Genomic DNA, 25,851 nt, shown 5'->3' with positions numbered 1-25,851 from the left:
AAGCCGAAGTCCCCGGCGGGCTTGAGGGCGTCGAAGATCGGCTGCACCCGCTCGACGTGCTCCGGCTCGCCGCCGACCATGAGGGCGTAGCCGTTCTCCAGGCCCCAGACGCCGCCGGAGACGCCGGCATCGACGAAGCCGATGCCCTTGTCGGCCAGCTCCCGGGCGTGCTTCTCGTCGTCCGTCCAGCGGGAGTTGCCGCCGTCGACGACGATGTCACCCGGCTCGAGGAGGCCGCCGAGCTCGTCGACCACGGACTGGGTGGCGGCGCCGGCCGGCACCATCACCCACACCACACGCGGCGCGTCGAGCTTGTCGACCAGTTCGGTGAGGCTGCCGACGTCGGCCAGGGCGGGGTCCCGGTCGTAGCCGACGACGGTGTGGCCGGCGCGGCGTATCCGCTCGCGCATGTTGCCGCCCATCTTGCCGAGGCCGACGAGTCCGAGTTGCATGTCAGGTGCTCCTTGTGTGTGTCGCAGGTGTGGCCGGTGGGCGGCGCCTGCCCGGGGGCCGGGCGGTGCCGCCGCGCGGGTTCACGGTCAGTGGGCCCGCAGGGTGCGGTACGCGTCGACCAGGGACGCCGTGGAGGGGTCGAGGCCGGGGACGTCGGCGTCACCGGTCAGGGCGGGCTCGACGCGCTTGGCGAGGACCTTGCCGAGTTCGACGCCCCACTGGTCGAAGGAGTCGATGTTCCACAGGGCGCCCTGGACGAACACCTTGTGCTCGTAGAGCGCGATCAGCTGGCCGAGGACCGAGGGGGTCAGCTCGGTCGCCAGGATGGTGGTGGTCGGGTGGTCGCCGCGGAAGGTCCGGTGCGGGACCTGCTCCTCCGGCACGCCCTCGGCGCGGACCTCGTCGGCCGTCTTGCCGAAGGCGAGTGCCTGACCCTGTGCGAACAGGTTGGCCATCAGCAGGTCGTGCTGGGCGGCGAGTTCCGGGGACAGTTCGCCGGCCGGGCGGGCGAAGCCGATGAGGTCCGCCGGGATGAGCTTGGTGCCCTGGTGGATCAGCTGGTAGTAGGCGTGCTGCCCGTTGGTGCCGGGCGTGCCCCACACGACGGGGCCTGTCTCCCACTCCACCGGCTGTCCCTCGCGGTCCACGGACTTGCCGTTGGACTCCATGTCCAGCTGCTGCAGATAGGCGGTGAACTTGGACAGGTAGTGGGAGTAGGGCAGGACGGCGTGCGACTGGGCGCCGAGGAAGGTGCCGTACCATACGCCGAGCAGTCCGAGGATCAGCGGGGCGTTGGACTCGGCGGGCGCGGTGCGGAAGTGCTCGTCGACGGTGCGGAACCCGTCGAGCATCTCGCGGAACCGCCGCGGGCCGATGGCGATCATCAGGGAGAGGCCGATCGCCGAGTCGTAGGAGTAACGGCCGCCCACCCAGTCCCAGAACTCGAACATGTTGTCCGGGTCGATGCCGAACTCCTCGACCTTGCCGGTGTTGGTCGACAGGGCGACGAAGTGCCGGGCGACGGCCTTCTCGTCCCCGCCGAGCCCGGCCAGCAGCCAACTGCGCGCCGATGTCGCGTTGGTGATGGTCTCGATGGTGGTGAAGGTCTTGGACGCGACGATGAACAGCGTCTCCGCGGGGTCGAGGCCCTGCAGCGCCTCGTGGAGGTCCGCGCCGTCGACGTTGGAGACGAAGCGGAACGTCAGCGAGCGGTCGGTGTAGGGCCGCAGCGCCTCGTAGGCCATGGCGGGGCCGAGGTCGGAGCCCCCGATGCCGATGTTGACGACGTTCCTGATCCGCTTGCCGGTGTGACCGGTCCACTCCCCGGAACGCACCCGGTCGGCGAAGGCGGACATCTGGTCGAGCACGGCGTGGACCCGCGGCACAACGTTCTCGCCGTCCACCTCGATGACGGCGTCCCGCGGCGCGCGCAGGGCGGTGTGGAGGACGGCCCTGCGCTCGGTCACGTTGATCTTCTCACCGCGGAGCATCGCGTCGCGCAGCTCGAACACGCCTGTCGCGGCGGCCAGTTCGCGCAGCAGACCGAGGGTCTCCTCCGTGACCAGGTGCTTGGAGTAGTCGATGCGCAGGTCGCCGACCTCCACCGTGTAGCGCCGTGCGCGGTCGGGGTCCGCGGCGAACAGCTCGCGCAGGTGCGGTCCCGGCCGGGTGGCGGCGCGGTGCTCCGCCAGGGCGGTCCACTGCGGGCGCCGATTCGGCTTGGGGGTGGTGTCAGGCATCGTTCTTCTCCTGGTTCTCGTGCTGGTGGGCGCCCTGCGGCGGCACGGGGGCGGCCTTCGCGGAGCGGGCCCCGGCGGAGCGTGTCTTGGCGGTGGGGGCCTTCGCGGGGACGGCCTTGCCGGCGGGGGCGTCCTTCGCCGGGGCGCCCTTGGACGCAGTGCCCTTCGCCGGGGCGCTCTTCGCCGGGGCGCTCTTCGACGCAGTGCTCTTCGCCGGGGCGCCCTTGGACGCAGTGCCCTTCGCCGGGGCGCTCTTCGACGCAGTGCCCTTCGCCGTCGCGGCCTTCGGGCGCGGCGCCCTGACCTGGGCCCGCAGGGCGGCGGCGTAGGCCTCGTCGGGATCGAGGCGGCGCAGCTCCTCCGCGATGAGTTCGGCGGTGCTGCGCACCTTCAGGGCGAGGAAGCGGGTGGGCTGTCCGGGGATGGTCAGCCGGGCCACGGCCCCCTCGGGTCGGTCGATGGTGATGTCGCCGTCCGCGGTGCGCAGCCGGACCGCGGTCACGACGGGTCCGTCGGTCACGACCCGCTCGACGGGCACGCGCAGCCGGTCGGCGAACCAGCGGGCGAGGAGTTCGGCGCTGGGGTTGTCGGCCTCGCTCTCCACGACCGCGGAGGTGACCCGGGCCCGGGCCTGGTCCAGCGCGGCGGCGAGCATGGAGCGCCACGGCGTGAGCCGGGTCCACGCGAGGTCGGTGTCGCCGGGCGTGTAGGCGCTGGCCCGGTCCGCCAGCCGCTCCAACGGACGGTCGAGGGCGTAGGCGTCGGTGATGCGGCGCTGGGCGAGCGCGCCCAGCGGGTCACGCGCCGGTACGTCGGGGGCGTCCGCGGGCCACCAGACGACGACCGGGGCGTCGGGCAGCAGCAGCGGCAGCACCACGGAGTCTGCGTGCTCGGCCACGTCGCCGAACAGGCGGAGCAGCACCGCCTCACCGGATCCGGCGTCCGAGCCGACGCGGACCTCGGCGTCGACGCGGGAGGAGACGGGCCGCCGGGTGGAGCGCGACGGCCGTCTGATGACGACCAGGGTGCGCGACGGGTGTTCGCGGGAGGCGTCGGAGGCGGCCTTGAGGGCGTCGTGGGCGTTCTCCTCGTCGGTCACGATGACCATGGTCAGGACCATGCCGACGGCTGGGGAGCCGATGGCGCGGCGGCCCTGCACCAGGGCCTTGTTGATGTGGCTTGCCGTGGTGTCGGTCAGGTCGATCCTCATGGCCTGCGCCAGCTCCGTCCGTCTCGTGCGAGCATCTCGTCGGCTTCCGCGGGGCCCCAACTGCCCGCGGTGTACTGCGCCGGCTTTCCGTGGGTCCCCCAGTACTCCTCGATCGGGTCGAGGATCTTCCAGGACTCCTCGACCTCCTGGTGGCGGGGGAAGAGGTTGGCGTCGCCGAGCAGCACGTCGAGGATGAGCCGCTCGTATGCCTCGGGGCTGGACTCGGTGAAGGACTCGCCGTAGGCGAAGTCCATCGTCACGTCGCGTATCTCCATCGAGGTGCCCGGCACCTTCGAGCCGAAGCGCACGGTGACGCCCTCGTCGGGCTGGACCCGGATGACGATCGCGTTCTGGCCGAGCTCCTGCGTGGCGTCCGAATCGAACGGGGAGTGCGGGGCGCGCTGGAAGACGACCGCGATCTCGGTGACGCGGCGGCCCAGGCGCTTGCCGGCCCGCAGGTAGAAGGGGACGCCCGCCCAGCGCCGATTGTCGATCTCCAGCTTGATCGCGGCGTAGGTGTCGGTCCCGGACCGGGGGTCGATGCCCTCCTCCTCCAGGTAGCCGAGCACCTCCTGGCCGCCCTGCCAGCCGTGCGCGTACTGGCCCCGCACGGTGTGCGCGCCCAGGTCGCCGGGGAGCCGTACCGCGCGCAGCACGTTCAGCTTCTCGGTGAGGAGGGACTCCGCGTCGAAGGCGGCGGGCTCCTCCATCGCGGTGAGCGCGAGGAGTTGCAGCAGGTGGTTCTGGATGACGTCGCGTGCGGCGCCGATGCCGTCGTAGTAGCCCGCGCGGCCGCCGATGCCGATGTCCTCGGCCATCGTGATCTGCACGTGGTCCACGTAGGAGCGGTTCCACAGCGGCTCGAACATCGTGTTGGCGAAGCGCAGCGCCAGGATGTTCTGGACCGTCTCCTTGCCCAGGTAGTGGTCGATCCGGAAGACCTGCTCAGGGGCGAACACCTCGTGGACGACCTGGTTGAGCTCCTGGGCGCTGGCCAGGTCGTGCCCGAAGGGCTTCTCGATGACCGCCCGCCGCCAGGATCCCTCGGGGGCGTCGGCGAGCCCGTGCTCCTTCAGCTGCCGCACCACCTTGGGGAAGAACTTCGGCGGCACGGAGAGATAGAAGGCGTAGTTGCCGCTGGTCCCCCGCGCGGAGTCCAACACGCCTATTGTTTCGGCCAGTTGTTTGAAAGCGACGTCGTCGTCGAAGTCGCCGGGCACAAAGCGCATGCCCTCGGCGAGCTGCTGCCACAGCTCCTCACGGAACGGTGTACGCGCGTACTCGCGCACCGAGTCGTGCACGACCTGCGCGAAGTCCTGGTCCGCCCAGTCGCGGCGGGCGAAGCCGACGAGCGAGAAGCCCGGCGGCAGCAGGCCGCGGTTGGCGAGGTCGTACACCGCCGGCATCAGCTTCTTGCGTGACAGGTCCCCCGTCACACCGAAGATCACCAGCCCGGACGGGCCCGCCACACGCGGCAGCCGCCGGTCGGACGGGTCGCGCAGGGGATTGGACCACGGGGTGCCGGGTCCGGTCGTGTCCTTGCTCATCGCGCGTCGGCTCCCTTGCCGTTCAGTACGGTTTCGACGGCCTGCAGCAACTCGTCCCAGGCCGCCTCGAACTTCGCGACGCCCTCGTCCTCCAGCTGCCGGACGACCTCGTCATAGCGGATGCCCAGCCGTTCCAGGGCGTTCAGGTCGGCGCGGGCCCCGTCGTGCCGGCCGGTGACGGTGTCGCCGCCGACACGGCCGTGGTCGGCGACGGCGTCGAGGGTCGCCTCGGGCAGGGTGGTGACCGTGCCGGGCGCGACGAGTTCCTCGACGTAGCGGGTGTCCCGGTAGGCGGGGTCCTTCACACCGGTGGACGCCCACAGGGGCCGCTGCCGGTGGGCTCCCGCCGCAGCCAGGCCGGCCCAGCGGTCGCCGCCGAAGAACTCGCGCTGCGCCTGGTACGCCAGCCGGGCGTTGGCGAGCGCGGCCCGGCCCTTCAGGGCCGACGCCTCGTCCGTGCCGAGCTCCGTCAGCCGCCGGTCGACCTCCGTGTCGACGCGGGAGACGAAGAAGGAGGCGACGGAGTGCACGGTGGACAGGTCGACCCCCGCCGCGCGTGCCTTCTCGAGACCGGCCGCGTAGGCCTCCATGACCTCGCGGTAGCGGTCCAGGGAGAAGATCAGCGTGACGTTCACGCTGATGCCGAGGCCGGTGACCTCGGTGATGGCGGGCAGGCCCGCCACGGTCGCCGGGATCTTGACCATCACGTTGGGGCGGTCGACCAGCCGGGCGAGCCGCACGGCCTCGGCCACGGTGGCCTCGGTGCGGTGGGCCAGGCGCGGGTCGACCTCGATCGACACCCGCCCGTCGCGGCCGCCGGTCGTCTCGTACACCGGGCGGAGGATGTCGGCCGCGGCGCGGACGTCCGCGGCGGTCATCGTGCGGACGGCCTCGTCGGCCGTGACGCCGCGGCCGGCCAGTTCGGCGAGCTGCTCCCGGTAGTCCTCCCCCGAGCCGATGGCCGCGCGGAAGATGGACGGATTGGTGGTGACGCCCACCACACGCCCCGATACGACGAGCCGTGCGAGGTCCCCGGAGTCGAGGCGTCTTCGCGACAGGTCGTCGAGCCAGACCGAGACCCCCTGGGCGGCCAGGCGCTGCAACGGTTCCGCGGTGGTCGCGGTGGTTACTTCGTTCACTGTGATCATCTTCTTTCTGCGCTGGCGTCAACCGTTGCGGACCGCAAAGGATTCCCCATGGCCGGAACAAATTTCCGCCGGGGGCGCAGGAGCCCGCCGGGCACGGCGTCCCCGGCGGCGAGGAGGTGACGATGTGACGCATCCCTCGTCTCGCGCGGTGCGGACAGGGCGCGGAACCACCGGCCGCGCGGTGCGCTCGCCGCACTCGACGGCGCGTCATGCGGGCCCGGGCCGCCCGGCGCCGACGAGTACGTCGTCCAGGTACTCGGCGTACTCAGCGTTCTCCGCGTGCTCCGCGTGCTCCGCCTCGAGGACGGTCCCGCCCGGACCGGCGGTCGCCCACAGCCTCAGGCGTGCGTCATGCAGCCAGTACGCCACGATGGAGGGTGAAACGTCCATGATGTCCGCTATCTCCTGCCATGCATATCCTTCAACCGCCGCGAGGTACACGGCGAACCGCTGCTCCTTCGGCAGCGCCAGGAGCGCGGCACGGACGTCCGGCTCGGGCAGCCCCACGAACGCGTCCAGCGCCGGCCCGCTCACCGCCCGCGGGACCCCGGACTCCGGCGGCAGGACGCACACCTCGGGGTGCGGACCGATGAACGCGCCGGCCAACAGGTCGTAGAGCCAGGCCTGGTGGTCGACGCCCTCGAGAAGCCGCGGGAACGCGGCGTAGGCCCGGGTGAAGACCTCCAGGACGAGCCGCTCCGACTCGGCCGGGTCGCCCGTGACGCTCGACGCGGCCCGGTACACGGCGTCCAGCCGGCTGAGCACATCGCGCTCGAAGCAGGCCTCGGAGGCGGCCGGACCGGCCTCGTCGCCGCCGGCGGAAAGGGCCGGGCCCTCGGAGGCGGACGGGACCTGGCCGTCGACGGCAGGAAGCGGCTGCGCGGCCCGGTCGCCCTTGCGGTGCCGGCCGCTCCCGAGGACCGTACCGCTCCCCCGCTGGCACGCCTCGCCCTCGGCGCGCCGGCCCCGATGCCTGCCGCCGCCGGGGCCGGACCCCGTGCGCCGGACTGCGGTGGACTGCGGGTTCGTCAGCGGCTGTGGCATGTGCGTCTCTTCTCGGGGATGGGCGTGCGGATCGTCATGGGTAGGAGCAGGTGCGCCGCACCGGCCGGTCCGGAACGACTTACTTGCTTCGCGCAGCAAATATATATCCTTCGCACAGCAAGTAAAGTGGCAGCCATGTCGGATGCCACCCCCCACCCGGAACCCACCCCGGAGCCTCCCCGTCCCCTCGGTGCGGACGAGGAGGACCTGATGCGCTCGCTCAGTCGCGTCATCTACGCCCTGCCGCGCGCGCTGGACGCCGACATGGCGCGCGAGCAGCAACTGCCCCTCATCGAGTACCAGGCGCTGATGCACCTCTCGGAGGCCCCGGACCGGAGACTGCGGATGAGCGATCTCGCCACCGCCTGCGCGATGTCGCTCAGCGGCATGACCGGCGTGACGCGCCGGCTGGAGGGGCAGGGGTTCGTGCGGCGGGTCAGGTGCGCCCGCGACGGCCGGGGGTGGAACGCCGTCCTCACCGAAGCGGGCCTTGCGCGCCTCGAGGAGGCCTGGCCGACCCACCTGGCCTCGTTGCGCCGTCACTTCCTGGACCACCTGACGGGCCTGGACCTGCGGGCGCTCAGCGCGGCGCTGCGCGGCATCGCCCTGTGACCCCGGACTTTCCCGAGGTCAGGGGCGTGCGCAGGGGTTCTCGAGCGCGCTGCCGCACGCCGACCTGATCTCGCGCCGCCGCATCCCGGACGTGCATACTCTGGCCCTGCGGGCGCGCCGGCACCCGCGACGATCGGGAGGTGCGCGATGGTGTCGTCGTCGGGAACGGAATCCCGGAGGGTCACGATCCATGACGTCGCCCGGTCCGCCGGTGTGTCCCGGCAGACCGTGTCCCGGGCACTCAACGACAAGGACGAGATCGACGGCGCGACCAAGCAGCGGGTCCTCGACACCGCCCGTGAATTGGGCTACCGGCCGAGCCGCTTCGCCCGCGGTCTGGTCCGGCAGGACACCACCACGATCGGCCTGGTCATCCCGGACCTGCTCAACCCGTTCTTCACGGAGGTCGCCGCCGCCGCGCTGGAGGCCGCCCGGCTTCGCGGCTGGCACGTCGTCGTCCACGACACCGCGGACCGGGCCGAGGAGGAGTTCGCCACCCTGCAGGTGATCGCCTCCCAAGTGGACGCGGTCGTCGGCTACTTCAGCTGCTCCGAGCACGATCTGGAGCGTTTCACCCGCGGACTGCCCGTGGTGCTCATCGGCCGCGACCACCACACGGCGCGCTTCAGCTCGATCCGCATCGACGGGGAGGACGGCGTCCGCGCCGCGGTCGCCCACCTCGCCGCCGCGGGCCACCGGCACATCGGCATGCTCGACCACGACGGCCGCGCCGAACCGAGCGTCCGGCGCGGCTGGTTCGCGGCGGCCGCCGCAGCCCACGGGATCGCGGCGAACCGGGTGGTCGGGGCCGCGCAGTCGGCGGACGGCGGCGGGTCCGCGCTCAGAAAGCTCCTCGGCGCGCATCCCGAGGTCACGGCGGTCTTCACCTTCAACGACATCATCGCGATCGGCGCCCTGCGCGAGGCGCGCCGGCTGGGCAGGAGCGTCCCCGGCGAGCTCGCCGTGGTGGGCTTCGACGGCCTGCAGTTGGGCACCCTCGTCGAACCCCCGCTCACCAGCGTCGCGCTGGACACGCGCCGCCTCGGGGCGCTCGCCATCGACCAGGTCGCGCGCCTGCTGACCGGGAGGGAACCGCTTCCCGCCGACGACCTCGTCGTCCGGGCCGAACTGCGGCTGCACGGCTCCGCCTGACCACTGCCGGCCCTCGACGGGCCGTGGAGTCTTGACACTTGAAGGGGCCGGAGCGCAGACTTCCGAGCACTTCCACCGACCCGTGAGCGTTCACGTGAACGTTCACGTGAACGCTCACGGGTCGGGGACAAGCGGTTCTGCCCCACCGTGTGACGGCGTTCGGTCCTCGCGCCGGCACCGTCGCCCCTGCCCCGCCCCTTTCCACCAGCACGTCCCGCCAGAGGTGTCAACGTCGACCCGGCCGGCGATCCCGCCGGCCGTCCTCCGGAACGGAAACCATGAGCAGCACAGTCACGCGCATCCGCCTCGCCGCCGTCGCCGCGGCAGCCAGCATCGCCGTACTCGCCGGATGCTCATCGCCGGCTCCTTCGGACAGCAGCGCAGCGGCGGAGTCCTGCGCGCCCGCGAAGGGCAAAGTCACCCTCCAGTACTGGAACACCGTTCCCGGCATGGACGAAGTCGTCGCGCTGTGGAACAAGAAGAACCCGGACATCCAGGTCGAGACGAAGAACATCTCCAACGACCAGTACGGCACCCTCGGCAACGCCCTCAAGGCGGGCAAGGCGCCGGACCTCGCCCAGGTCGGCTACGACGAACTGCCCAACCTCCGCAGCCAGGACGCCTTCACCGACGTCTCGGCCTGCGAGGGGGCCACCGACGCCAAGTCCGCGTTCGTGCCCTGGACCTGGTCGCAGGCGAGCTTCGGCGGCACGGGGGTGTTCGCCATCCCGCAGGACACCGGCCCGATGGCCCTGTACGTGCGCAGCGACATCTTCGAGAAGCACCACCTGGAGATCCCGAAGACCTGGGACGAGTACGCGGCCGAGGCGCGCAAGCTGCACGACGCGGACCCGGACCTCAGCATGACGTTCTTCGATCCGAACAACGCCGAGTGGTTCAACGGGCTCCTCTGGCAGAACAGCGCCGAGATGTACTCCTACTCCGGCGACAAGTGGCATGTGACCGTCGACTCCGAGCAGAGCCGGCAGGTCGCCGAGTACTGGCAGAAGCTGATCGACGCCAAGCTGGTGCGGACCGACCTCGCCCACGGCTCGACCCAGATGTACACGGCGTACCAGAAGGACCAGATCGCCACCTACGTCGGCGCCGCCTGGGGCTACAGCATGTTCCGCGACAATCTTCCCAAGCAGGCGGGCAAGTGGTCGATCGTGCCGATGCCGACCTGGGGTTCGAGCGCCGCGTCCGGTGACTGGGGCGGCTCGACCGTCGCCTTCATGAAGGGCGGCAAGCACCCGTACGAGGCGGTCAAGTTCAACACCTGGCTGAACACCGACCCGGAGGCCCTGGCACTGGAGAACAAGCTGGGCGGCCTGTACCCGGCGGCCACCGCGGGTCTGGCACTCCCCGCGCTCGCCCAGGGCGTGCCCTACTACAACAACCAGAAGATCTTCGACGTCTTCGCCGAGTCGTCCAGGAACATCGACACCGGCTTCACCTGGGGCCCGACGCAGAAGACGGTGAACCTCGCGCTCCAGGACGCGATGGCCAAGGCGGCCGCCGGTGACGGAACCGTCGCCGCCGCGCTGACAGCCGCCCAGGACGCGGCGCTGAAGTCCATGAAGGACCAGGCGATCCCGGCCGCCGCGGGCAAGTGACCGCCGCATGACCGATCTCGCGACCCGTGCGACGCGCGTGGTGGCGACCGCCGAGGGCAGCCGTCGCCGCAGAAGCGGCGGCGGCCCCCGGGCGGGCACCATCGCCGCGTTCGTGACCCCGTTCTTCCTGCCGTTCGTCCTCTTCTACCTGGTGCCGATCGGCTACGCGCTCTGGCAGAGCCTGCTGGTCGTGCGCCGCACCGGCGGCCAGTACGGCACGTCGTACACCACCTTCGGCGGCCTGGAGCAGTACACGCAGGTCTTCCAGAACACCGAGTTCTGGTCCAGCGTCGGACGCATCGGGCTGTTCGGCGTCGTCCAGGTGCCGGTGATGCTCTTCCTGGCGCTCGTCATGGCCCTGCTGCTCGACACCCCGCTGCTGAAGCTCAAGGCGTTCTTCCGCATCACGGCGTTCATGCCGTACGCCGTGCCGGGGGTCATCGCCGCGATCATGTGGTCGTACCTCTACTCGCCGCAGATCAGCCCGGTCGTCGACGCGCTCAAGGGCATCGGCCTGCAGCCCGACTTCCTCGGTCCGGGCGCCGTGCTGTGGTCGACGGCGAACGTGTCGACGTGGCTGTGGACCGGCTACAACATGCTGATCATGTTCTCGGCGCTGCAGTCGATCCCGCAGGAGCTCTACGAGGCGGCCAAGCTGGACGGCGCGAGCAACTGGGCCGTCGCCTGGCGGATCAAGGTGCCGATCATCGCGCCGTCGGTCGTCCTGACCACGGTGTTCTCCATCATCGGCACCCTGCAGCTGTACGCCGAGCCGGCGGTGCTGCGGCAGATCTCCTCGAACATCTCGAGCACCTTCACCCCGAACATGCTCGCGTACACGGTGGCCTCGGGGAACAACTACCAGCAGGCGGCGGCGGTCTCCGTGGTCATCGCCGTCATCACCTTCGTCCTGAGCTTCGGGTTCATGCGACTGACCTCGAGGAAGGCGGGGCTGTGAACGACCTGACCACGAACAGACGGTCCTCCGCCGGTGAGAGCCGGATCAGCCGGACCGCCGCGACGGCCCTGATGCTCCTGCTGGCGGTCTACTTCCTGCTGCCCGTCTACTTCCTGGTCGTGGCGGCGACCAAGCCGCAGGGGGACCTGGCCTCCACCAACGGCCTGGCGTTCTCGCACTTCGACCTGTTCGACAACCTCGGCACGCTCTTCACCCGCAGCGACGGCATCTTCGGGCGCTGGGCGCTCAACAGCGTGCTGTACGCGGTGCTGGGCGCGGCCGTCGGCACCCTGATCTCGGCGCTGTGCGGCTACGCGCTCGCCAAGTTCCGCTTCCGCGGCCGCGAGTTCCTCTTCTCCGTCATCCTCGGCGGGATCCTCGTGCCCACCACCGCGCTCGCGCTGCCGCTGTTCCTGCTGTTCTCGGCAACAGGGCTGGTCAACACCTACTTCGCGGTGTTCCTGCCCAGCATCGTCAGCCCGTTCGGGGTCTACCTGGCGCGGATCTTCGCCGCGTCCGCCGTCCCCCAGGAGATCCTGGAGTCGGCGCGGCTGGACGGGGCCGGGGAGTTCCGGACGTTCTTCTCGGTGGCGTTCAAACTGATGACACCCTCCTTGGTGACCATCTTCCTGTTCCAGTTCGTCGCCGTCTGGAACAACTTCTTCCTGCCGATGGTGATGCTCCAGAAGGAGTCGCTCTTCCCGATCACGCTGGGGCTGTACCAGTGGAACGGGCAGACCGCCCGCGCGCCGCTGCTGCAGGAGTCGGTGATCACCGGTTCACTGGTCTCCATCGTGCCCGTGATCGTCGTGTTCGTCCTCCTGCAGCGGTTCTGGCGCACCGGACTGGCCGCCGGCTCGCTGCGCTAGTTCCGCCCTTCTCCCCTCGCTCTTCCCCACCGCCGCCCACAGCACAGAAGGTCCCGTTCCCATGCGCCGTTCCGCCGTCTTCGTGCCCCACTTCCACTGGGACAGGGAATGGTACGAGCCCTTCCAGGTGTTCCGGCACCGGCTCGTCACCGCCCTCGACACCGTGCTGGAGACGGCGGAGGCGGACCCGGACTTCCGCTTCACCGCCGACGGGCAGATGGCCGCCGTCGAGGACTACCTGGAGATGCGGCCGGAGAACCGCGAGCGCGTCAAGGCCCTGGTCGCCGAGGGCAGGCTGGCGATCGGCCCCTGGCTGATCCTGCTCGACGAGTTCCTCTGCTCCGCCGAGACCATCGTCCGCAACCTGCAGATGGGGTGGGCGGCGGCGGCGGAACTGGGCGGCTCGATGCAGGTGGGCTACCTGCCCGACATGTTCGGCCACGTCGCGCAGATGCCGCAGATCCTGGCGCGCGCCGGCCTCGAGCACGCGGCGCTGTGGCGCGGGGTGCCCGGTTCCGTCGAGGGCCACGCCTTCCGCTGGCGCGCCCCCGACGGCTCCGAGGTGCGCACCGAGTTCCTCTTCGACGGCTACGACAACGGCCTCGACGTCCTGCTGGTCCCCGATCAGATCGGGCGCGCGCTCGACGAGTACGCGCAGATGACCGCCGGACGGTGGGGCGGCGACCCGGTGCTCGCGATGGCGGGAACCGACCACAACGCGCCGGACCCGCTGCTGGCGCAGTGGCTGCGGCAGGCCTCGGACGAGGACCGCGCCATCACCGTCGCGACGCTCGACGAGTACATCCGCAAACACGCGCGGGACGAGGTCCCGGCCGTCGTCACCGGCGAACTGCGCAGCCATGTGCGCGGCAACATCCTGCCGGGCGTGCTGTCGGTGCGGCGCGGACTGAAGCGCCGGATGGCCGTCGCCGAGCGGACCGTCGACCACGCCGAGCGCATGAACGCGCTGTGGTCGACGCGCGACGACTCGCCGTTCCTCTCGCTGGCCTGGCGCAAGATCATCGAGTCGAGCGCCCATGACTCGGTGGTCGGCTCCGGCACGGACGAGACGGCCGAGCAGGTGGAGGCGCGGCTCGCCGAGGCCGCGCACCTCGCGCGCGCCGTCCGCGACGCGGCGCTGTCCGAGCGTGCGGCCGCCGTGCCGAGCGACGGCCACCTGGTCGCCAACCCCCTGGCCGCACCCCGCACGGCGCTGGTCGAGGTCGACGTCATGGCGCCGCCCGAGGGGACCGTCCTGGTCGCGACCGCGGCCGACGGCTCCGAGCACCCCGTGCAGTTGGTCGCCCAGGCGCCGACCGTGCTCAGCGACGAGCGCATGGACGCCTCGCAGCTCGAGCGCGTGCTGCGCCGCATCCACCGCCGGGAGCTGTTCGGCCGGCAGATCGACCACTACGAGCTCGCCGCCGGTTCGCTCGTCTTCCACCTCGCCGAGGTGCCCTCCAGCGGGCCGTTCGACCTGCTGATCCTGCGGCGCGAGGTCGCCGCCGCGGCCGCCGCGCACCCCGGTGAGTGGCGGGTGCTGACGCTGGAGGAGGCACGGGCGACCGCGCTGGTGCCGGTGACCGTCCCCGCCTGCGGGCTCGCCGGCTTCACGGTGGCCCCGGCCGCGCGGACCGCCGCGCCGGGCACGGCGTTCGCCGCGGCGACGGCCACGGCCGCGTCGCTGTCGAACGGGCTGGTCGAGGTCGCCGTCGCCGCCGACGGCACCCTGGAGGTGACCGGGGTGGACGGCACCGTCCTGCGCGGGGTCGGCCGCCTCGTCGACGGCGGTGACCGCGGCGACAGCTACAACTACGGCCCCCCGGCGCACGATCTGCTCGTCTCCGATCCGACGGAGATCGCCGTCGAACTCGTCGAGAACGGCCCGCTGCGGTCGCGGGTGCGGATCACCCGGGTGTATGCCTGGCCCGCCGCCCTCTCCCCCGACCGCGACGTACGCGCCGAGCGGACCGTGCCCACGCCGGTGGAGACCCTGGTGGAGCTGCGGGCGGGCGAACCCTTCCTCCGCGTCACGACGTCGTTCCTGAACCAGGCCGCCGACCACCGGCTGCGCTTCCACGTCCCGCTCCCCCGCCCGGCGGCCGTCTCGGCGTCGGCCGGGCAGTTCGCCGTCACCGAGCGCGGTCTCACCGCGGAGGGCGGCTGGGGCGAGTACCCGATCCCGACGTTCCCCGCGAGCACCTTCGTCTCGGCCGGCGCTGCCACCGTGCTGCTGGACCACGCAACCGAGTACGAGCTCACTGAAGACGGCTCCGAACTCGCCGTCACCCTTCTGCGGGCGGTCGGTTCGATCAGCGTCAACATCCATCCTCTGCGCGACGAGCCGGCGGCGAGCGAGATCCCCGCGCCGGGGGCGCAGGACCTCGGGGTGCGCGTCGAGAACCGGTTCGCCATCCTGCCCTCGGCAAAGGGCTGGCAGGCCGCGGACGCCGTGGCCCTCGCCGAGGAGTTCCGCAACGACGTGCTGGCCACCCGCGGCACCGCGCCCGCCGGGGGGCAGCTGCCTCCCGACACGGCCGGCGTGCGGGTGGACGGTGCGGACGTCCTCGTCTCCAGCGTGCGCCGCGTGCCCGGCGACGGCCTCGGTGCCGGCACCGAGGTGCGGATGGTGGCGATGGCCGACGCGGGAGCCACGGCGCGCGTCCTCGGCGGCTTCACCCGGGTGACCACGGTCGACCTGCTCGGCCGGCCGCTGGACACCGTGCCCGCGCGGGACGGCGTCGAACTCGCCCTCGGCCCCTGGGAGATCCGGACGGTCGTGTTCCGCTAGCCGCGCTCGCGGCGGCCCGGGCAGCGGACCGCGACCGCGGACGCCCGGCCCGACCGCGCGCCCCCGTTCGCGGCCCCGGCCCCCGGCCCCCGGCCCCCGGAGCTCAACCGTGCCGGATGCCCTTTGTCACCAAGCACTACCAAGAAAGAGGCGTGACGCCTTGCCCTCCCAGCCCCCCCGGCTCACCCCGCCCTCCGCGTACGTATCGGACCCCGCCCCCGGGCACGGCGCGCTGCGCCCGGCGCGCTCGTGGCTGCACTCCGACGCCCCCTCCCGCTCGCTGGACGGGTCGTGGCGGTTCCGCCTCTCCCCCACCGCGACGGCGGCGGAGGACTTCGCGGCCGAGGAGTTCGACGACGCCGGCTGGGACGCCGTCCCCGTGCCCTCCCACTGGGTGCTGCAGAAGGACGGGGCGTACGGCCGGCCGGCCTACACCAACATCCAGTACCCCTTCCCCATCGACCCGCCCCACGTGCCGGACGAGAACCCGACCGGCGACTACCGCCGCCATGTCGAGCTGCCGGACGACTGGACGGCGGCCGAGCGGATCGTGCTGCGCTTCGACGGCGTCGAATCGCTCTTCAAGGTATGGGTGAACGGCGACGAGATCGGCGTCGCCGCGGGCAGCAGGCTCGCCCACGAGTTCGACGTGACCTCCTCCGTGCGGGCGGGTGACAACGTCATCGCCGTGCGCGTGCACCAGTGGTCGGCGGCGAGCTACCTCGAGGACCAGGATCAGTGGTGGCTGCCGGGCATCTTCCGCGACGTCACCCTGATCGCACGGCCGGCCGGAGGCATCGAGGACGTCTGGCTGCGCACCGGGTACACCGACGGACGCGGACGGATCGACCCCGAGGTCACCGCGGAGGCGGACGCCTTCCCGGTCACCCTCCGCATCCCCGAACTCGGCGTGGAGCGGGTCTGGCACTCCGCCGCCGAGGTGGCGCCGTTCGAGGTCGGCGGCGTGGTGCCCTGGTCGGCGGAGGTCCCGCGGCTGTACGAGGTCACCGTGGCCTCGGCGGCGGAGACCGTCACCATGCGGACGGGCTTCCGCACCGTCGAGATCCGCGGCGACCGGTTCCTGGTCAACGGCCGCCGCGTCGTCTTCCACGGCATGAACCGCCACGAGACGCACCCCGAGCGCGGACGGGTCTTCGACGAGGCACACGCCCGCGAGGACCTCGCCCTGATGAAGCGGTTCAACGTCAACGCGATCCGCACCAGCCACTACCCGCCGCACCCCCGGCTGCTCGACCTCGCGGACGAACTCGGGTTCTGGGTCGTGCTCGAGTGCGATCTGGAGACACACGGCTTCGACAAGACCGGCTGGGCCGGCAACCCCAGCGACGACCCGGCGTGGCGCGAGGCGTACCTGGACCGGATCCGGCGCACGGTCGAACGGGACAAGAACCACCCCAGCGTCGTGCTCTGGTCCCTGGGCAACGAGGCGGGGACGGGCGCGAACCTCGCCGCGATGGCGGCCTGGGTCCACGCGCGCGACGCGGAGCGCCCCGTGCACTACGAGGGCGATCACACCGGCGAGTACACGGACGTCTACTCACGCATGTACGCGTCGGTGCCGGAGACCGAGCAGATCGGCACGGACGGCTCGCGCGCCCCCCTGATGGGCTGCACCCCCGCGCAGGGCGCACGGCAGCGCACCAAGCCGTTCCTGCTGTGCGAGTACGCCCACGCGATGGGCAACGGGCCCGGCGCCCTCGACCAGTACGAGGCGCTGGTGCACCGGTACCCGCGGCTGCACGGCGGCTTCGTCTGGGAATGGCGCGACCACGGCATCCTGGCGACGGCTCCGGACGGCACGCCCTATTACGCCTACGGCGGCGACTTCGGGGAGGTCGTGCACGACGGCAACTTCGTCATGGACGGGATGGTGCTCAGCGACGGCGTGCCGACGCCCGGCCTCCACGAGTTCAAGGCGGTCGTCCAGCCGATCCGGTTCGCCTTCGACGACTCCGGCGACGGTGACGGTGACGGTGACGGCACTGTCGGCAGCGACAGCGACAGCGACACAGTGACGATCAGCAATCTGCGGCACTCCGCGGACACCTCCGACCTGCGCTTCCGCTGGCGCGTGGAGCACGACGGGACACCCGTGGATTCGGGGGACCTGGAGGTTCCCGTCGTCGCGGCGGGCGGGTCGGCGCGCGTGCCGCTGCCGCGGATCGCGGTGACGCCGGACGCGGAGACCTGGCTGACCGTGGAGGCGGTGCTGGCGACCGGCACCGCGTGGGCGGACGAGGGCCATGTCGTCGCGACCGCCCAGCTGGACCGTTCGGCGCGACGTTCCGTGCCCGCCGTACGGCCGCCGGCCGACTGGCGGCCGAGCGACGGGACGCTCACCCTCGGCATCGCCGAGTTCGCCGACGGACGACTGGTGCGTCTCGGCGGCCGCGCCGTGGCGGGCCCGCGGCTGGAACTCTTCCGTGCCCCGACCGACAACGACGAAGGCACCTCGGGGACGGCCGCGGAGAGCGACGCCCACGTTCCGGGGGTCTCCAACGCCGAGCTGTGGCGGCGCGACGGCCTGGACCGGCTGACCACGCGCCTGGTGTCCGTGGAGACGACGGCGGACGCCCTGCGGACCGTCACCAGCGTCTCCGCGGCGCACTCCGCGCTGTCGGTGACGATGGAGACGGTCTGGTCCCTGCGGGGCGAGGAGCTCGAACTGCGCGTGGAGATCGAGCCGTCGAGCGGCTGGACGACGGTGTGGCCGCGGATCGGCGTCCGCTTCGACCTGCCCGACGGCGGCGCGCCCGTCGACGGCGCCGAGTGGTTCGGCCTCGGCCCGCACGAGTCCTACCCCGACAGCCTCCGCGCGGCACGCACCGGCCGCTTCTCCGCGGGCGTCGACGACCTCCGCGTCGACTACGCCCGCCCCCAGGAGACCGGGCACCGCTCGCGCATGCGGTGGCTGGAGCTCACCAGCGGCGGCGCGGGTGTGCTGCGCCTCGTGGCCGTCCCGGACGCGCAGGGCCGCCTCCCCGGCTTCACGCTCAGCCGCCACACGCCGCAGCAGATCGCCCGGGCGGCGCACCCGTTCGAGTTGCCGGAGTCGGCGACTAGTCACCTCTTCGTCGACGCGGCCCAGCACGGCCTCGGCTCCCGGGCGTGCGGACCTGACGTGTGGCCCGAGTTCGCGCTGCGCCCGCAGGCCCGCACGATCAGGCTCCGCATCACGGCGGGCTGACGCGCGCCGGCGGAAGGCCGCGAAGCGCGGCCTTCCGCCAGGGCGGTGGCGTGCGTCGGGGCGGTGGCGTGCGTCAGGCGGCCGTGCGTCAGCAGCACGCCGCGGAGGCTCCACGCTCTTGGTGAACTCTGCGTCGGTGCTCTATGCGTTCAGGAAGCGCTCGACTTTCTGCCGCACGTCAGTGGGCAGGCCAGTCAACTTCGAGACAAGCCCGCGCAACTGTCGGCCGAGTTCGGGAAACTCGGCCCAGAGCGACGGGTCCCTGGTGAGGACTGCGGACAGCAGGTCGTCTTCGTACATGTGCCCTTCTGCCATCGGGTTCTCCCGCAGCACCTCCACTGCCAGTGGCAGGAGGTAGGGCAGGCCGATGTCCTGCCCGATCAACAAGCGCATGTCCTCGACGGTCAACTCGCCGATCGGCCGACGCCGCAAGGCGTGTGCGGTAGTGACCAGACGGGTGTCGTCGGCCGACGGAGTCGGCCAGCAGTCACGTTCGAGCTCTTCGAGGGATCGGTCACGATGCAAGGGACGCGTCACCCAGCGATCGTCCCACGACCAGATCTCTACCGCGGTCCGCGTCCTGGCGGGAGCTTGCCCTATCGAAGGTGTTGTCGGCGTGCCGCCTGGCCGATGTCAGCGACGGATGCGGCGCCAACTGCTGCGCACACCCGGCATGGCCACGCGCTCCAAGAGCGCGGGGCAGCCATGATCCGTGGAGCACTTCCGGGCCGCCGAACAGACGGGTTCCCGTGTCCGCCAGAAAGGCGTCGCCCACCGATCGGGCAACGCTTATGGTGCGGGGCCATGCACATCGACTTCCGCCGTACCCTCGACTCCGACGCCGATGCCCTGGTCCGTTTTCTCACCCGTGAGAGCTGGCCCTTCCACACGGTCAGCGCCGTGGACGCCGCGACGGCGCGCCGGTGGATCGACGAGGGACGCTTCGCCGACGAGGACAACAGGAGTTTCTGGGTCGTCGCCGACGAGGAGACCGTGGGTCTCCTCCGGCTCATGGAGCTGAGCGACGACACGCCTCTGTTCGATCTGCGGATCCGGGCTGAACACCGTGGGCGCGGCATAGGCATACGTGCCGCCCGGCACGGCGCGGAGGTGGTGGCACATCGGCTGGAGGCGCCGGTGATCCAGGGCGAGGCCGCCGGGGCGCCCCCGGCGCTCGAGGCCTTCGAGGTGCCGATCCGGGCGGCCCTTCCGCCGCTTCCCCCGGCCCCGCCCTGCCGGGTGGATCACGAGGTGGAGGACGGCGATGTGCTGGAGTTCGGCGGCGGGGCCGTGGTGCTCGCGGTGCCCGGGCACACCGTCGGGTCCATCGCGCTCCATCTGCCCGGGGCAAGGGCGCTGTTCACCGGGGACGCGGTCGCCAACGTCGGCCGGACCACGCTGGGCGTCTTCAACACGGACCGCAACCGGGCCGTCGAGTCGCTCCACCGGCTTGCCGAGCTGGAGGTCGGCACGGCGGTCTTCGGACACGGAGACCCGATCTCGCACGATGCGGCGGCCGCCCTGCGAGCAGCGGCCTCGGCAGCCTGACCGAGGTCGGCTTCCACGACCGGCCGGGCAGCCTGACGACCGCCCAGTCCGGGCTATGCCGCGGCCCGCCGGCGGCGAGGAGGCCGAGCCCCGTGGCGCGCCGCCCACCCCGCGGTTCCGCTCGCCAACAGCCCAGCGCCGGCCGCGCGACGAGGTCAGTGACGGTCCGCGTCGGAATCGTCACCTCAGGCTCCAGGAGCGCCGGGCTCACCCTCCTGCGCGAAGCGTGCAATATGCCCTATTTGGGTTAATACTGAACTAATGGATGTGATGTTTGAACCTTCGGTGTACCCGCCGCTCGCACTCGGCTTCTTCGGACTGGCGACCGGCTACCTGATCTGGGGCTCCCAGGAGCTGTTCGGCTGGCCCAGGAGGGACGAGCGGGTCGACCGGGCTATGGGAGTCTGGGGCGTCTGGCTGCCGGGCTTCTGCCAGTTCCTGGCGGGCGTCATCCTCTTCGTGGGCCTGACCTGGTTCGAGGTCTTCAAGGAGCCGCCGCTCTACATGGCCGCGCTGGCCTTCTCGGCGTACGGCATCCACTGGTTCGCCCTCGGCTGGGACCGCTACCGCGGGAACGACGCACGGGTCAACGCCGGTGTCGGTGTGGCCTACATGGTGCTGTCGGCCCTCGGCGCCACGGTGTTCTTCTCGGTCGACGACTGGCCTGTGGGACTCGTCTTCGTCGGCCTCTTCGCCGTCTACCTCGCCAAGTTCGTCATGTCGGTCGGCGTGCCCGCCGCCGAGCGCGTGATGGGGCTGTTCCGCCTCCTGACAGCGGCCTGGCTGCTGTACCTGACCTTCGCCGTGGTGGTCAACTTCACGCTCGGGTACCACTGGCCGACCTGACCCCACGGCCGCGCGGAGCCTCGGCGCCCGCCCTCCGCCGGAACCCGGCGCGCGGCTCCCACGCCATCCCGCGCGCCCACCTCCCGCACCTCCCGCGCAGCTTCCGGGCCGACGTCTTCGCGGCGCGCTCGCGCCCGAACCCTCCGCCAAGGAGGCGGGCCACACCGTGGAAGCTCTCGCCGCCGTACCGCCTTCGACGAGGAACCGCCGCCCGGCGGCCACGGGTTCGCGTCGCGGCCCGCAACCGGGCCGGCGCCAGGTCGCACACGTCGGCGAGGACGAGGATCGCCGGCCAGACAGGGGGCAGGCGCCCTGGGTGCCGCCCGCCCGCCGGCATCGGATGTCCCCGGAGAACCCCACCCGACAGGGAAGTTAGTGTAGCCTTACCTAAGTCCGCGCGGGGCGCTGGACGCACCGGCTGCTTACCGGAGGGGTCGCGGGGTGGGAACGAGGGTGCCCTCGGGGCGGGACGTCCTGTGGCGGACGGTCAGGGGCCGACGCGCGGACGTCGCGGTGGGCGCCGTGCTCGGCGCGGGCCACCAGTTCGGGGAGGCTCTCGTCCCCGTCGTCATCGGCGTCGTCATCGACCGGGCAGTCTCCGGCGGTGACGGGCGCGCCCTCGCCGGCTGGCTCGCCGTTCTGGCCGTCGTGTACGCGGGGCTCTCCTTCAGCTTCCGCTTCGGTGCCCGCGCCGGTGAGCGCGCCGCCGAGGAGGCGGCGCACGAGCTGCGGATCCGCCTCGTACGCCGGATACTCCACCCGGGCGGCGGCGCCGAACGCGGCCACCTGCCCGGTGAGCTGGCGAACATCGCCACCGAGGACGCCAAGCGGGTCGGCGCCGTCACCATGGCGGTCGTGACCGGGATCGCGGCCCTGACCGGGGTCCTGGTCAGCGCCGTGGCGCTGCTGCGCGTCTCCGTGCTGCTGGGCCTGGTCGTCCTGCTCGGCACGCCGCTGCTGCTCTGGCTCGGGCACCTGCTGAGCAAGCCCCTGGAGCGGCGCAGCGAGGCCGAGCAGGAGCGGGCCGCGCACGCCTCAGGCGTCGCCGCCGACCTGGTGGCCGGGCTGCGGGTGCTCAAGGGCATTGGCGCGCAGGCCGCCGCCGTCGAACGGTACCGGCGCACCAGCCGTGCCTCGCTGGGCGCCACGGTCCGGGCGGCGCGCGCCGAGGCGTGGCAGAGCGGGATGGTGCTCACCCTCACCGGTGTCTTCATCGCGGTGGTCGCGCTCATCGGGGGGCGGCTCGCCGCGGCGGGCGACATCACGCTGGGCCAGCTCGTCTCGGCGGTCGGCCTGGCGCTCTTCCTGCTGGGCCCGCTGGAGGTCTTCGCATGGGTGAACGCCGAGTTCGCCCAGGGGCGGGCCTCGGCGGCGCGCATAGCGGACGTGCTCGCCGCGGAGCCCGACGTCCCGCCCGGCGACGGCGGTCCGCCCGAGCCCGTGCTCGGCGGGCTGCGGCTGCGCGGCGTCACCCTCGGCCCGCTGCGTGAGGCCGACCTCGACGTACGCCCCGGCGAGCTGCTCGGTGTCGCCGGCACGGACCCGGCCGCCACGCAGGCGCTGCTCGCCTGTCTGGGCCGCACCGCGGACCCGGAGGCAGGGGTCGTCGAGCTGGACGGGGTGCCCATGACGGAACTCGACCCCGCGCGGCTGCGCACCGCCGTCCTCGTCGCGGCGCACGACGCCGACCTCTTCGAGGGCACCCTCGCCGACAACCTCGACACCGGCGCAGTCGGCGGCATCGATCGCGCCCTGGCCGCCGCCGGCGCGGACGAGATCGTCCGGGCCCTGCCGCGGGGCGACGCCACCGAGATCGCCGAGGGCGGCCGCTCGCTCTCCGGCGGCCAGCGCCAGCGCGTCGCACTGGCGCGCGCCCTCGTCGCCGACCGCCCGGTGCTGGTCCTCCACGACCCGACCACGGCGGTCGACGCCGTCACCGAGGCCCGGATCGCCGTCGGGCTGCGGGAGCACCGCCGCGGCCGCACCACGCTCCTGGTCACCAACAGCCCGGCCCTGCTCTCCGTCGCCGACCGGGTCGTCCTCATCGACGGCGGCCGGGTGGCAGCCGACGGCGCGCACGGCGACCTCGTGCACGGCGACACGACCTACCGGACGGCGGTCCTGGCATGACGACGGCACCGGAACCGGCGGCGCGCGAGCTGCTACCCACGGCGACGCCCGCTCGGACCTGGGCCGCGGTACGCGAACTGCTGCGCCCGCACCGGGCCCCGGCCGTCGGCGGGGCCCTGGTCATGGTGGTGGCGACCGCGGTGGGGCTGCTGACGCAGCCGCTGCTGGGACACATCGTGGACCTGGTGACGGACCGCCGACCGGTGGGTGCGCTGACCTTGCCTGCGGTGCTGCTGGTGCTGGTCGCGGTGGGGCAGGGCGTGGCCACCGCGTGCGGCATGTCGCTGGTGTCGCGGCTGGGTGAGACGGTGCTGTCCGAGCTGCGCGAGCGCTTCGTCGAGCGGGCGCTGTCGCTGCCGCTGGAGCGGCTTGAGCGGGCCGGTTCCGGCGACCTCAACTCCCGGGTGACGCGTGATGTGTCGCGCGTGGCGGAGGGGGTTCGGAACGCCCTCCCGGAGCTGGTGCGGTCCGGGCTGTCGATCGTCCTGACGCTGGCCGCCCTCGCGGTGCTGGACTGGCGCTTCCTGCCGGCGGCGCTGCTCGCGGTGCCGGTGCAGGCGCACACCGCGCGCTGGTACGTCCGCACCGCCGGCCCGCTGTACGCGAAGGAGCGCGTCGCCACCGGCGCCCAGCAGCAGCAGTTGCTCGCCACGATCGGCGGCGCGGCGACCGTGCGGGCCTACCGGGCCGAGGACGCGCACACCTCGCGGGTCACCGAACGCTCCCGCGCCGCCGTCGACCTGACGCTGCGCGGGGTGCGTCTGGTGCTGCGCTTCTACAGCCGGCTGCACGTGGCGGAGTACACCGGGCTGGCCGCCGTGCTGGTGACCGGTTTCCTGCTGGTGCGCGGCGGTTCCGCGTCGATCGGCACCGCCACGGCGGCGGCCCTGTACTTCCACAGTCTGTTCGGTCCGGTGAACACCGCGCTGGTACTGCTGGACGACGCGCAGTCCGCCACCGCCGCCCTCGCCCGGCTGATCGGCGTCGTCGACGTTGCGGCGCCCGCGGCCGGCGAAGGGGATGCGGCCCAGGGCGTCGCGGCCGCCCCGGCCGTCACCGTGGCGGGCGTCAGCCATGCCTACGTCCCGGGGCGGCCGGTGCTCCGCGAAGTCGACTTGGTGCTGCGGCCCAAGGAGAAGGTGGCCCTCGTCGGCGCCAGCGGCGCCGGCAAGACCACCCTCGCCAAGATCGTCGTGGGGGTCCACCGCCCGTCCTCGGGCCGGGTCGACGTCGGCGGCGTCGCACCGGCGGAGGCGGGGCGCACCGTCGCCCTCGTCACGCAGGAAGTGCACGTCTTCTCCGGCCCGCTCGCCGACGACCTGCGCCTGGCCCGTCCCGGTGCCACCGACGAGGAGGTGTGCGAGGCCCTGGAACGGGTGGGCGCGCTCGGCTGGGCACGGGCGCTGCCCGAGGGCCTGGACACCGTCGTCGGCCAGGGCGGGCACCGGCTGACCGCCGACCGTTCACAGCAACTCGCCCTTGCCCGGCTGGTGCTGGCCGACCCTCCCGTCGCCGTCCTCGACGAGGCGACGGCGGAGGCCGGGAGTTCCGGCGCCGGGCGGCTGGAGGAGGCCGCGCGGCGCGCGCTGGAGGGCCGTACGGCTCTGGTCGTCGCGCACCGGCTCAGCCAGGCCGCCGCCGCCGACCGGGTGGTGGTGATGGAGGAGGGCCGCATCGCCGAGAGCGGCACCCATGAGGAGCTGCGCGCCGCGGGCGGGCCGTACGCCGTCCTCTGGCATGCCTGGGCGGAGCACCGCAGCGGCGACCGGCCGTAGCCGGCCGCCGCACCCGAAGAGGCCCGATCGCCCCCGAACACATCGCCCCAGTCCCGTGCACGACGGCCCCGTCCGCACGACGACCCCGTCCGCAGACAAACGACCAGAAGGATCACCCGATGCCCCGCGCCCCCAGAGCCACCCGCTTCGCCGGACTGCTCGCCTCCGTACTGATGCTCCTCGGCGCGGTAGCCGCCTGCGGCTCCGCGGACTCGGCACCCGACGCCGCCGAGCCGGGCTCCGGCTCCACCAAGGCGGCGGCGAGCACCGCCTTCCCCGTGACGATCGCCCACAAGTACGGCAGCACCACCATCGAGGCCGAGCCCGAGCGCGTGGTCACCGTCGGCCTCACCGACCAGGACGCCGTTCTCGCGCTCGGCACCGTCCCGGTCGGCACGACCGAGTGGATCGGCGGTTACAAGGGCGCCGTCGGCCCCTGGGCCCAGGACAAGCTGGGCTCCGTCGCCGCGCCGACCGTCCTGAAGGACACCGGCACCGGGCCGCAGGTGGAGAAGATCGCCGCCCTCCGGCCCGACCTGATCCTGGCGCTGTACTCGGGCCTGACCAAGGCGCAGTACGACACTCTGTCGAAGTTCGCGCCGGTCGTGGCCCAGCCCAAGGAGTTCAGCGACTACGGCATCCCGTGGCAGCGGCTGACCGAGACCGTCGGCAAGGCGCTGGGCAAGCCCGAGGAGGCCGCGAAGCTCATCGAGGGCGTCGAGGCGAGGTTCGCCGAGGCCGAGAAGGCGCACCCGGAGTTCGCCGGCGCCACCGCGGTGATGGCCACCCCGTACGAGGGCACCTTCGTCTACGGCAGCCAGGACGCGCGTTCGCGGCTGCTGGCCGACCTCGGGCTGAAGCTCCCGGCCGACCTGGACACGGTGATCGGCGACCGGTTCGGCGCCAACATCAGCAAGGAGCGCACCGATCTGCTGGACCAGGACGTCGCGGTGTGGATCGTGCCCGACACCACCGAGGCCGTCGCCAAGCTGCACCGGGACAAGCTCTACGCCGACCTGAAGGTGGTGAAGGAGGGCCGCGAGGTCTTCGTCCAGGAGACCGGCGACTTCGGCAACGCGGTCTCGCTGTCCACCGTGCTGAGCATCCCCTACGTCCTGGACCGCCTCGTGCCGCAGCTGGCGGCGGCGGTGGACGGCGACCCGGCCACGAAGGTGACGCCGCCCGCTTCCTGAGCGAGTGGCAGG

19 protein-coding genes are annotated in these 25,851 nt (G+C 72.3%); 12 read left to right on the top strand and 7 right to left on the bottom strand.

Going from position 1 to position 25,851, the window contains the following annotated elements; translation table 11 throughout:
* The 6 genes from AC3ET4_RS26565 to AC3ET4_RS26540 all read right to left on the bottom strand — a co-directional run.
* Window positions 1-452, bottom strand: a 452-nt coding sequence (locus tag AC3ET4_RS26565) for an NAD(P)-binding domain-containing protein (protein WP_431953686.1), incomplete at its 3' end; no start/stop codon positions are given.
* Window positions 453-539: 87 nt separating this feature from the next.
* Window positions 540-2,192, bottom strand: a complete 1,653-nt coding sequence (gene pgi, locus AC3ET4_RS26560; protein WP_431953684.1) for a glucose-6-phosphate isomerase — start codon at window positions 2,190-2,192, stop codon at window positions 540-542.
* Complete coding sequence (gene opcA / locus AC3ET4_RS26555) at window positions 2,185-3,402, bottom strand: glucose-6-phosphate dehydrogenase assembly protein OpcA (protein ID WP_431953682.1); 1,218 nt, start codon at window positions 3,400-3,402, stop codon at window positions 2,185-2,187. The genes pgi and opcA overlap by 8 nt, the downstream gene beginning before the upstream one ends.
* Window positions 3,399-4,949: a glucose-6-phosphate dehydrogenase gene (gene zwf, locus AC3ET4_RS26550; RefSeq protein ID WP_431953680.1), complete on the bottom strand. Its 1,551-nt coding sequence runs from the start codon at window positions 4,947-4,949 to the stop codon at window positions 3,399-3,401. The genes opcA and zwf overlap by 4 nt, the downstream gene beginning before the upstream one ends.
* Window positions 4,946-6,097, bottom strand: coding sequence for a transaldolase (gene tal, locus AC3ET4_RS26545; RefSeq protein ID WP_431953678.1), 1,152 nt, complete (start codon window positions 6,095-6,097; stop codon window positions 4,946-4,948). Before tal ends, zwf begins: the two co-directional genes overlap by 4 nt.
* Window positions 6,098-6,304: 207 nt before the next feature.
* Window positions 6,305-7,141, bottom strand: a complete 837-nt coding sequence (locus AC3ET4_RS26540) for a sigma factor-like helix-turn-helix DNA-binding protein (RefSeq protein ID WP_431953676.1) — start codon at window positions 7,139-7,141, stop codon at window positions 6,305-6,307.
* A gap of 135 nt (window positions 7,142-7,276) precedes the next feature.
* Here AC3ET4_RS26540 and AC3ET4_RS26535 point away from each other — a divergent pair, with 135 nt between their 5' ends.
* The 7 genes from AC3ET4_RS26535 to AC3ET4_RS26505 all read left to right on the top strand — a co-directional run bounded on the left by AC3ET4_RS26535 (window position 7,277) and on the right by AC3ET4_RS26505 (window position 18,347).
* A complete protein-coding gene (locus tag AC3ET4_RS26535; protein ID WP_431953674.1) occupies window positions 7,277-7,753 on the top strand; it encodes a MarR family winged helix-turn-helix transcriptional regulator in 477 nt (158 codons plus the stop codon).
* A 147-nt stretch (window positions 7,754-7,900) separates the two neighbouring features.
* Window positions 7,901-8,905 (top strand): LacI family DNA-binding transcriptional regulator, encoded by a 1,005-nt coding sequence (locus AC3ET4_RS26530; protein WP_431953673.1) that lies wholly within the window; start codon window positions 7,901-7,903, stop codon window positions 8,903-8,905.
* A gap of 278 nt (window positions 8,906-9,183) precedes the next feature.
* Window positions 9,184-10,521, top strand: coding sequence for an ABC transporter substrate-binding protein (locus tag AC3ET4_RS26525; protein WP_431953671.1), 1,338 nt, complete (start codon window positions 9,184-9,186; stop codon window positions 10,519-10,521).
* 7 nt (window positions 10,522-10,528) lie between these two features.
* Entirely contained in the window at window positions 10,529-11,479 is a 951-nt protein-coding gene (locus tag AC3ET4_RS26520) for a carbohydrate ABC transporter permease (RefSeq protein ID WP_431953669.1), read from the top strand.
* 71 nt (window positions 11,480-11,550) lie between these two features.
* Window positions 11,551-12,348 carry a carbohydrate ABC transporter permease gene (locus tag AC3ET4_RS26515; RefSeq protein WP_431953688.1) on the top strand — a complete coding sequence of 266 codons (798 nt, stop codon included), beginning with the start codon at window positions 11,551-11,553 and terminating at the stop codon, window positions 12,346-12,348.
* A 61-nt stretch (window positions 12,349-12,409) separates the two neighbouring features.
* On the top strand, window positions 12,410-15,139 hold the full coding sequence (locus tag AC3ET4_RS26510) for a glycoside hydrolase family 38 N-terminal domain-containing protein (protein WP_431953667.1): 2,730 nt from the start codon (window positions 12,410-12,412) through the stop codon (window positions 15,137-15,139).
* A 160-nt stretch (window positions 15,140-15,299) separates the two neighbouring features.
* Entirely contained in the window at window positions 15,300-18,347 is a 3,048-nt protein-coding gene (locus AC3ET4_RS26505; protein WP_431953665.1) for a glycoside hydrolase family 2 TIM barrel-domain containing protein, read from the top strand.
* Window positions 18,348-18,488: 141 nt separating this feature from the next.
* On the opposite strand, the gene AC3ET4_RS26500 is transcribed toward AC3ET4_RS26505, so the two are convergent.
* Complete coding sequence (locus tag AC3ET4_RS26500; RefSeq protein ID WP_431953664.1) at window positions 18,489-18,884, bottom strand: contact-dependent growth inhibition system immunity protein; 396 nt, start codon at window positions 18,882-18,884, stop codon at window positions 18,489-18,491.
* A 267-nt stretch (window positions 18,885-19,151) separates the two neighbouring features.
* On the opposite strand from AC3ET4_RS26500, the gene AC3ET4_RS26495 reads away from it, so the two are divergent.
* From AC3ET4_RS26495 to AC3ET4_RS26475, 5 genes are all read left to right on the top strand, one after another.
* A complete protein-coding gene (locus AC3ET4_RS26495; protein WP_431953662.1) occupies window positions 19,152-19,895 on the top strand; it encodes a GNAT family N-acetyltransferase in 744 nt (247 codons plus the stop codon).
* Between the two features lie 261 nt (window positions 19,896-20,156).
* The gene (locus tag AC3ET4_RS26490) at window positions 20,157-20,741 is read left to right on the top strand and encodes a hypothetical protein (RefSeq protein ID WP_431953660.1); all 585 of its coding nucleotides are present in this window, start codon (window positions 20,157-20,159) and stop codon (window positions 20,739-20,741) included.
* Between the two features lie 441 nt (window positions 20,742-21,182).
* Window positions 21,183-22,871, top strand: a complete 1,689-nt coding sequence (locus AC3ET4_RS26485) for an ABC transporter ATP-binding protein (RefSeq protein WP_431953658.1) — start codon at window positions 21,183-21,185, stop codon at window positions 22,869-22,871.
* On the top strand, window positions 22,868-24,646 hold the full coding sequence (locus AC3ET4_RS26480) for an ABC transporter ATP-binding protein (RefSeq protein ID WP_431953656.1): 1,779 nt from the start codon (window positions 22,868-22,870) through the stop codon (window positions 24,644-24,646). The genes AC3ET4_RS26485 and AC3ET4_RS26480 overlap by 4 nt, the downstream gene beginning before the upstream one ends.
* 119 nt (window positions 24,647-24,765) lie before the next feature.
* Window positions 24,766-25,839, top strand: a complete 1,074-nt coding sequence (locus AC3ET4_RS26475) for an iron-siderophore ABC transporter substrate-binding protein (RefSeq protein ID WP_431953654.1) — start codon at window positions 24,766-24,768, stop codon at window positions 25,837-25,839.
* Window positions 25,840-25,851: the final 12 nt, after the last annotated feature.

This window comes from Actinacidiphila sp. bgisy167, from assembly GCF_057707665.1.
This window is presented reverse-complemented; position numbering and strand designations above follow the sequence as displayed.

Excerpts from the sequence above, each read along its gene's own strand:
- pgi (WP_431953684.1), bottom strand. The coding sequence starts at position 2,192 with ATGCCTGACACCACCCCCAAGCCGAATCGGCGCCCGCAGTGGACCGCC.
- opcA (WP_431953682.1), bottom strand. The coding sequence starts at position 3,402 with ATGAGGATCGACCTGACCGACACCACGGCAAGCCACATCAACAAGGCC.
- zwf (WP_431953680.1), bottom strand. The coding sequence starts at position 4,949 with ATGAGCAAGGACACGACCGGACCCGGCACCCCGTGGTCCAATCCCCTG.
- tal (WP_431953678.1), bottom strand. The coding sequence starts at position 6,097 with ATGATCACAGTGAACGAAGTAACCACCGCGACCACCGCGGAACCGTTG.
- AC3ET4_RS26540 (WP_431953676.1), bottom strand. The coding sequence starts at position 7,141 with ATGCCACAGCCGCTGACGAACCCGCAGTCCACCGCAGTCCGGCGCACG.
- AC3ET4_RS26535 (WP_431953674.1), top strand. The coding sequence starts at position 7,277 with ATGTCGGATGCCACCCCCCACCCGGAACCCACCCCGGAGCCTCCCCGT.
- AC3ET4_RS26530 (WP_431953673.1), top strand. The coding sequence starts at position 7,901 with ATGGTGTCGTCGTCGGGAACGGAATCCCGGAGGGTCACGATCCATGAC.
- AC3ET4_RS26525 (WP_431953671.1), top strand. The coding sequence starts at position 9,184 with ATGAGCAGCACAGTCACGCGCATCCGCCTCGCCGCCGTCGCCGCGGCA.
- AC3ET4_RS26520 (WP_431953669.1), top strand. The coding sequence starts at position 10,529 with ATGACCGATCTCGCGACCCGTGCGACGCGCGTGGTGGCGACCGCCGAG.
- AC3ET4_RS26515 (WP_431953688.1), top strand. The coding sequence starts at position 11,551 with ATGCTCCTGCTGGCGGTCTACTTCCTGCTGCCCGTCTACTTCCTGGTC.
- AC3ET4_RS26510 (WP_431953667.1), top strand. The coding sequence starts at position 12,410 with ATGCGCCGTTCCGCCGTCTTCGTGCCCCACTTCCACTGGGACAGGGAA.
- AC3ET4_RS26495 (WP_431953662.1), top strand. The coding sequence starts at position 19,152 with ATGCACATCGACTTCCGCCGTACCCTCGACTCCGACGCCGATGCCCTG.
- AC3ET4_RS26490 (WP_431953660.1), top strand. The coding sequence starts at position 20,157 with ATGGATGTGATGTTTGAACCTTCGGTGTACCCGCCGCTCGCACTCGGC.
- AC3ET4_RS26480 (WP_431953656.1), top strand. The coding sequence starts at position 22,868 with ATGACGACGGCACCGGAACCGGCGGCGCGCGAGCTGCTACCCACGGCG.
- AC3ET4_RS26475 (WP_431953654.1), top strand. The coding sequence starts at position 24,766 with ATGCCCCGCGCCCCCAGAGCCACCCGCTTCGCCGGACTGCTCGCCTCC.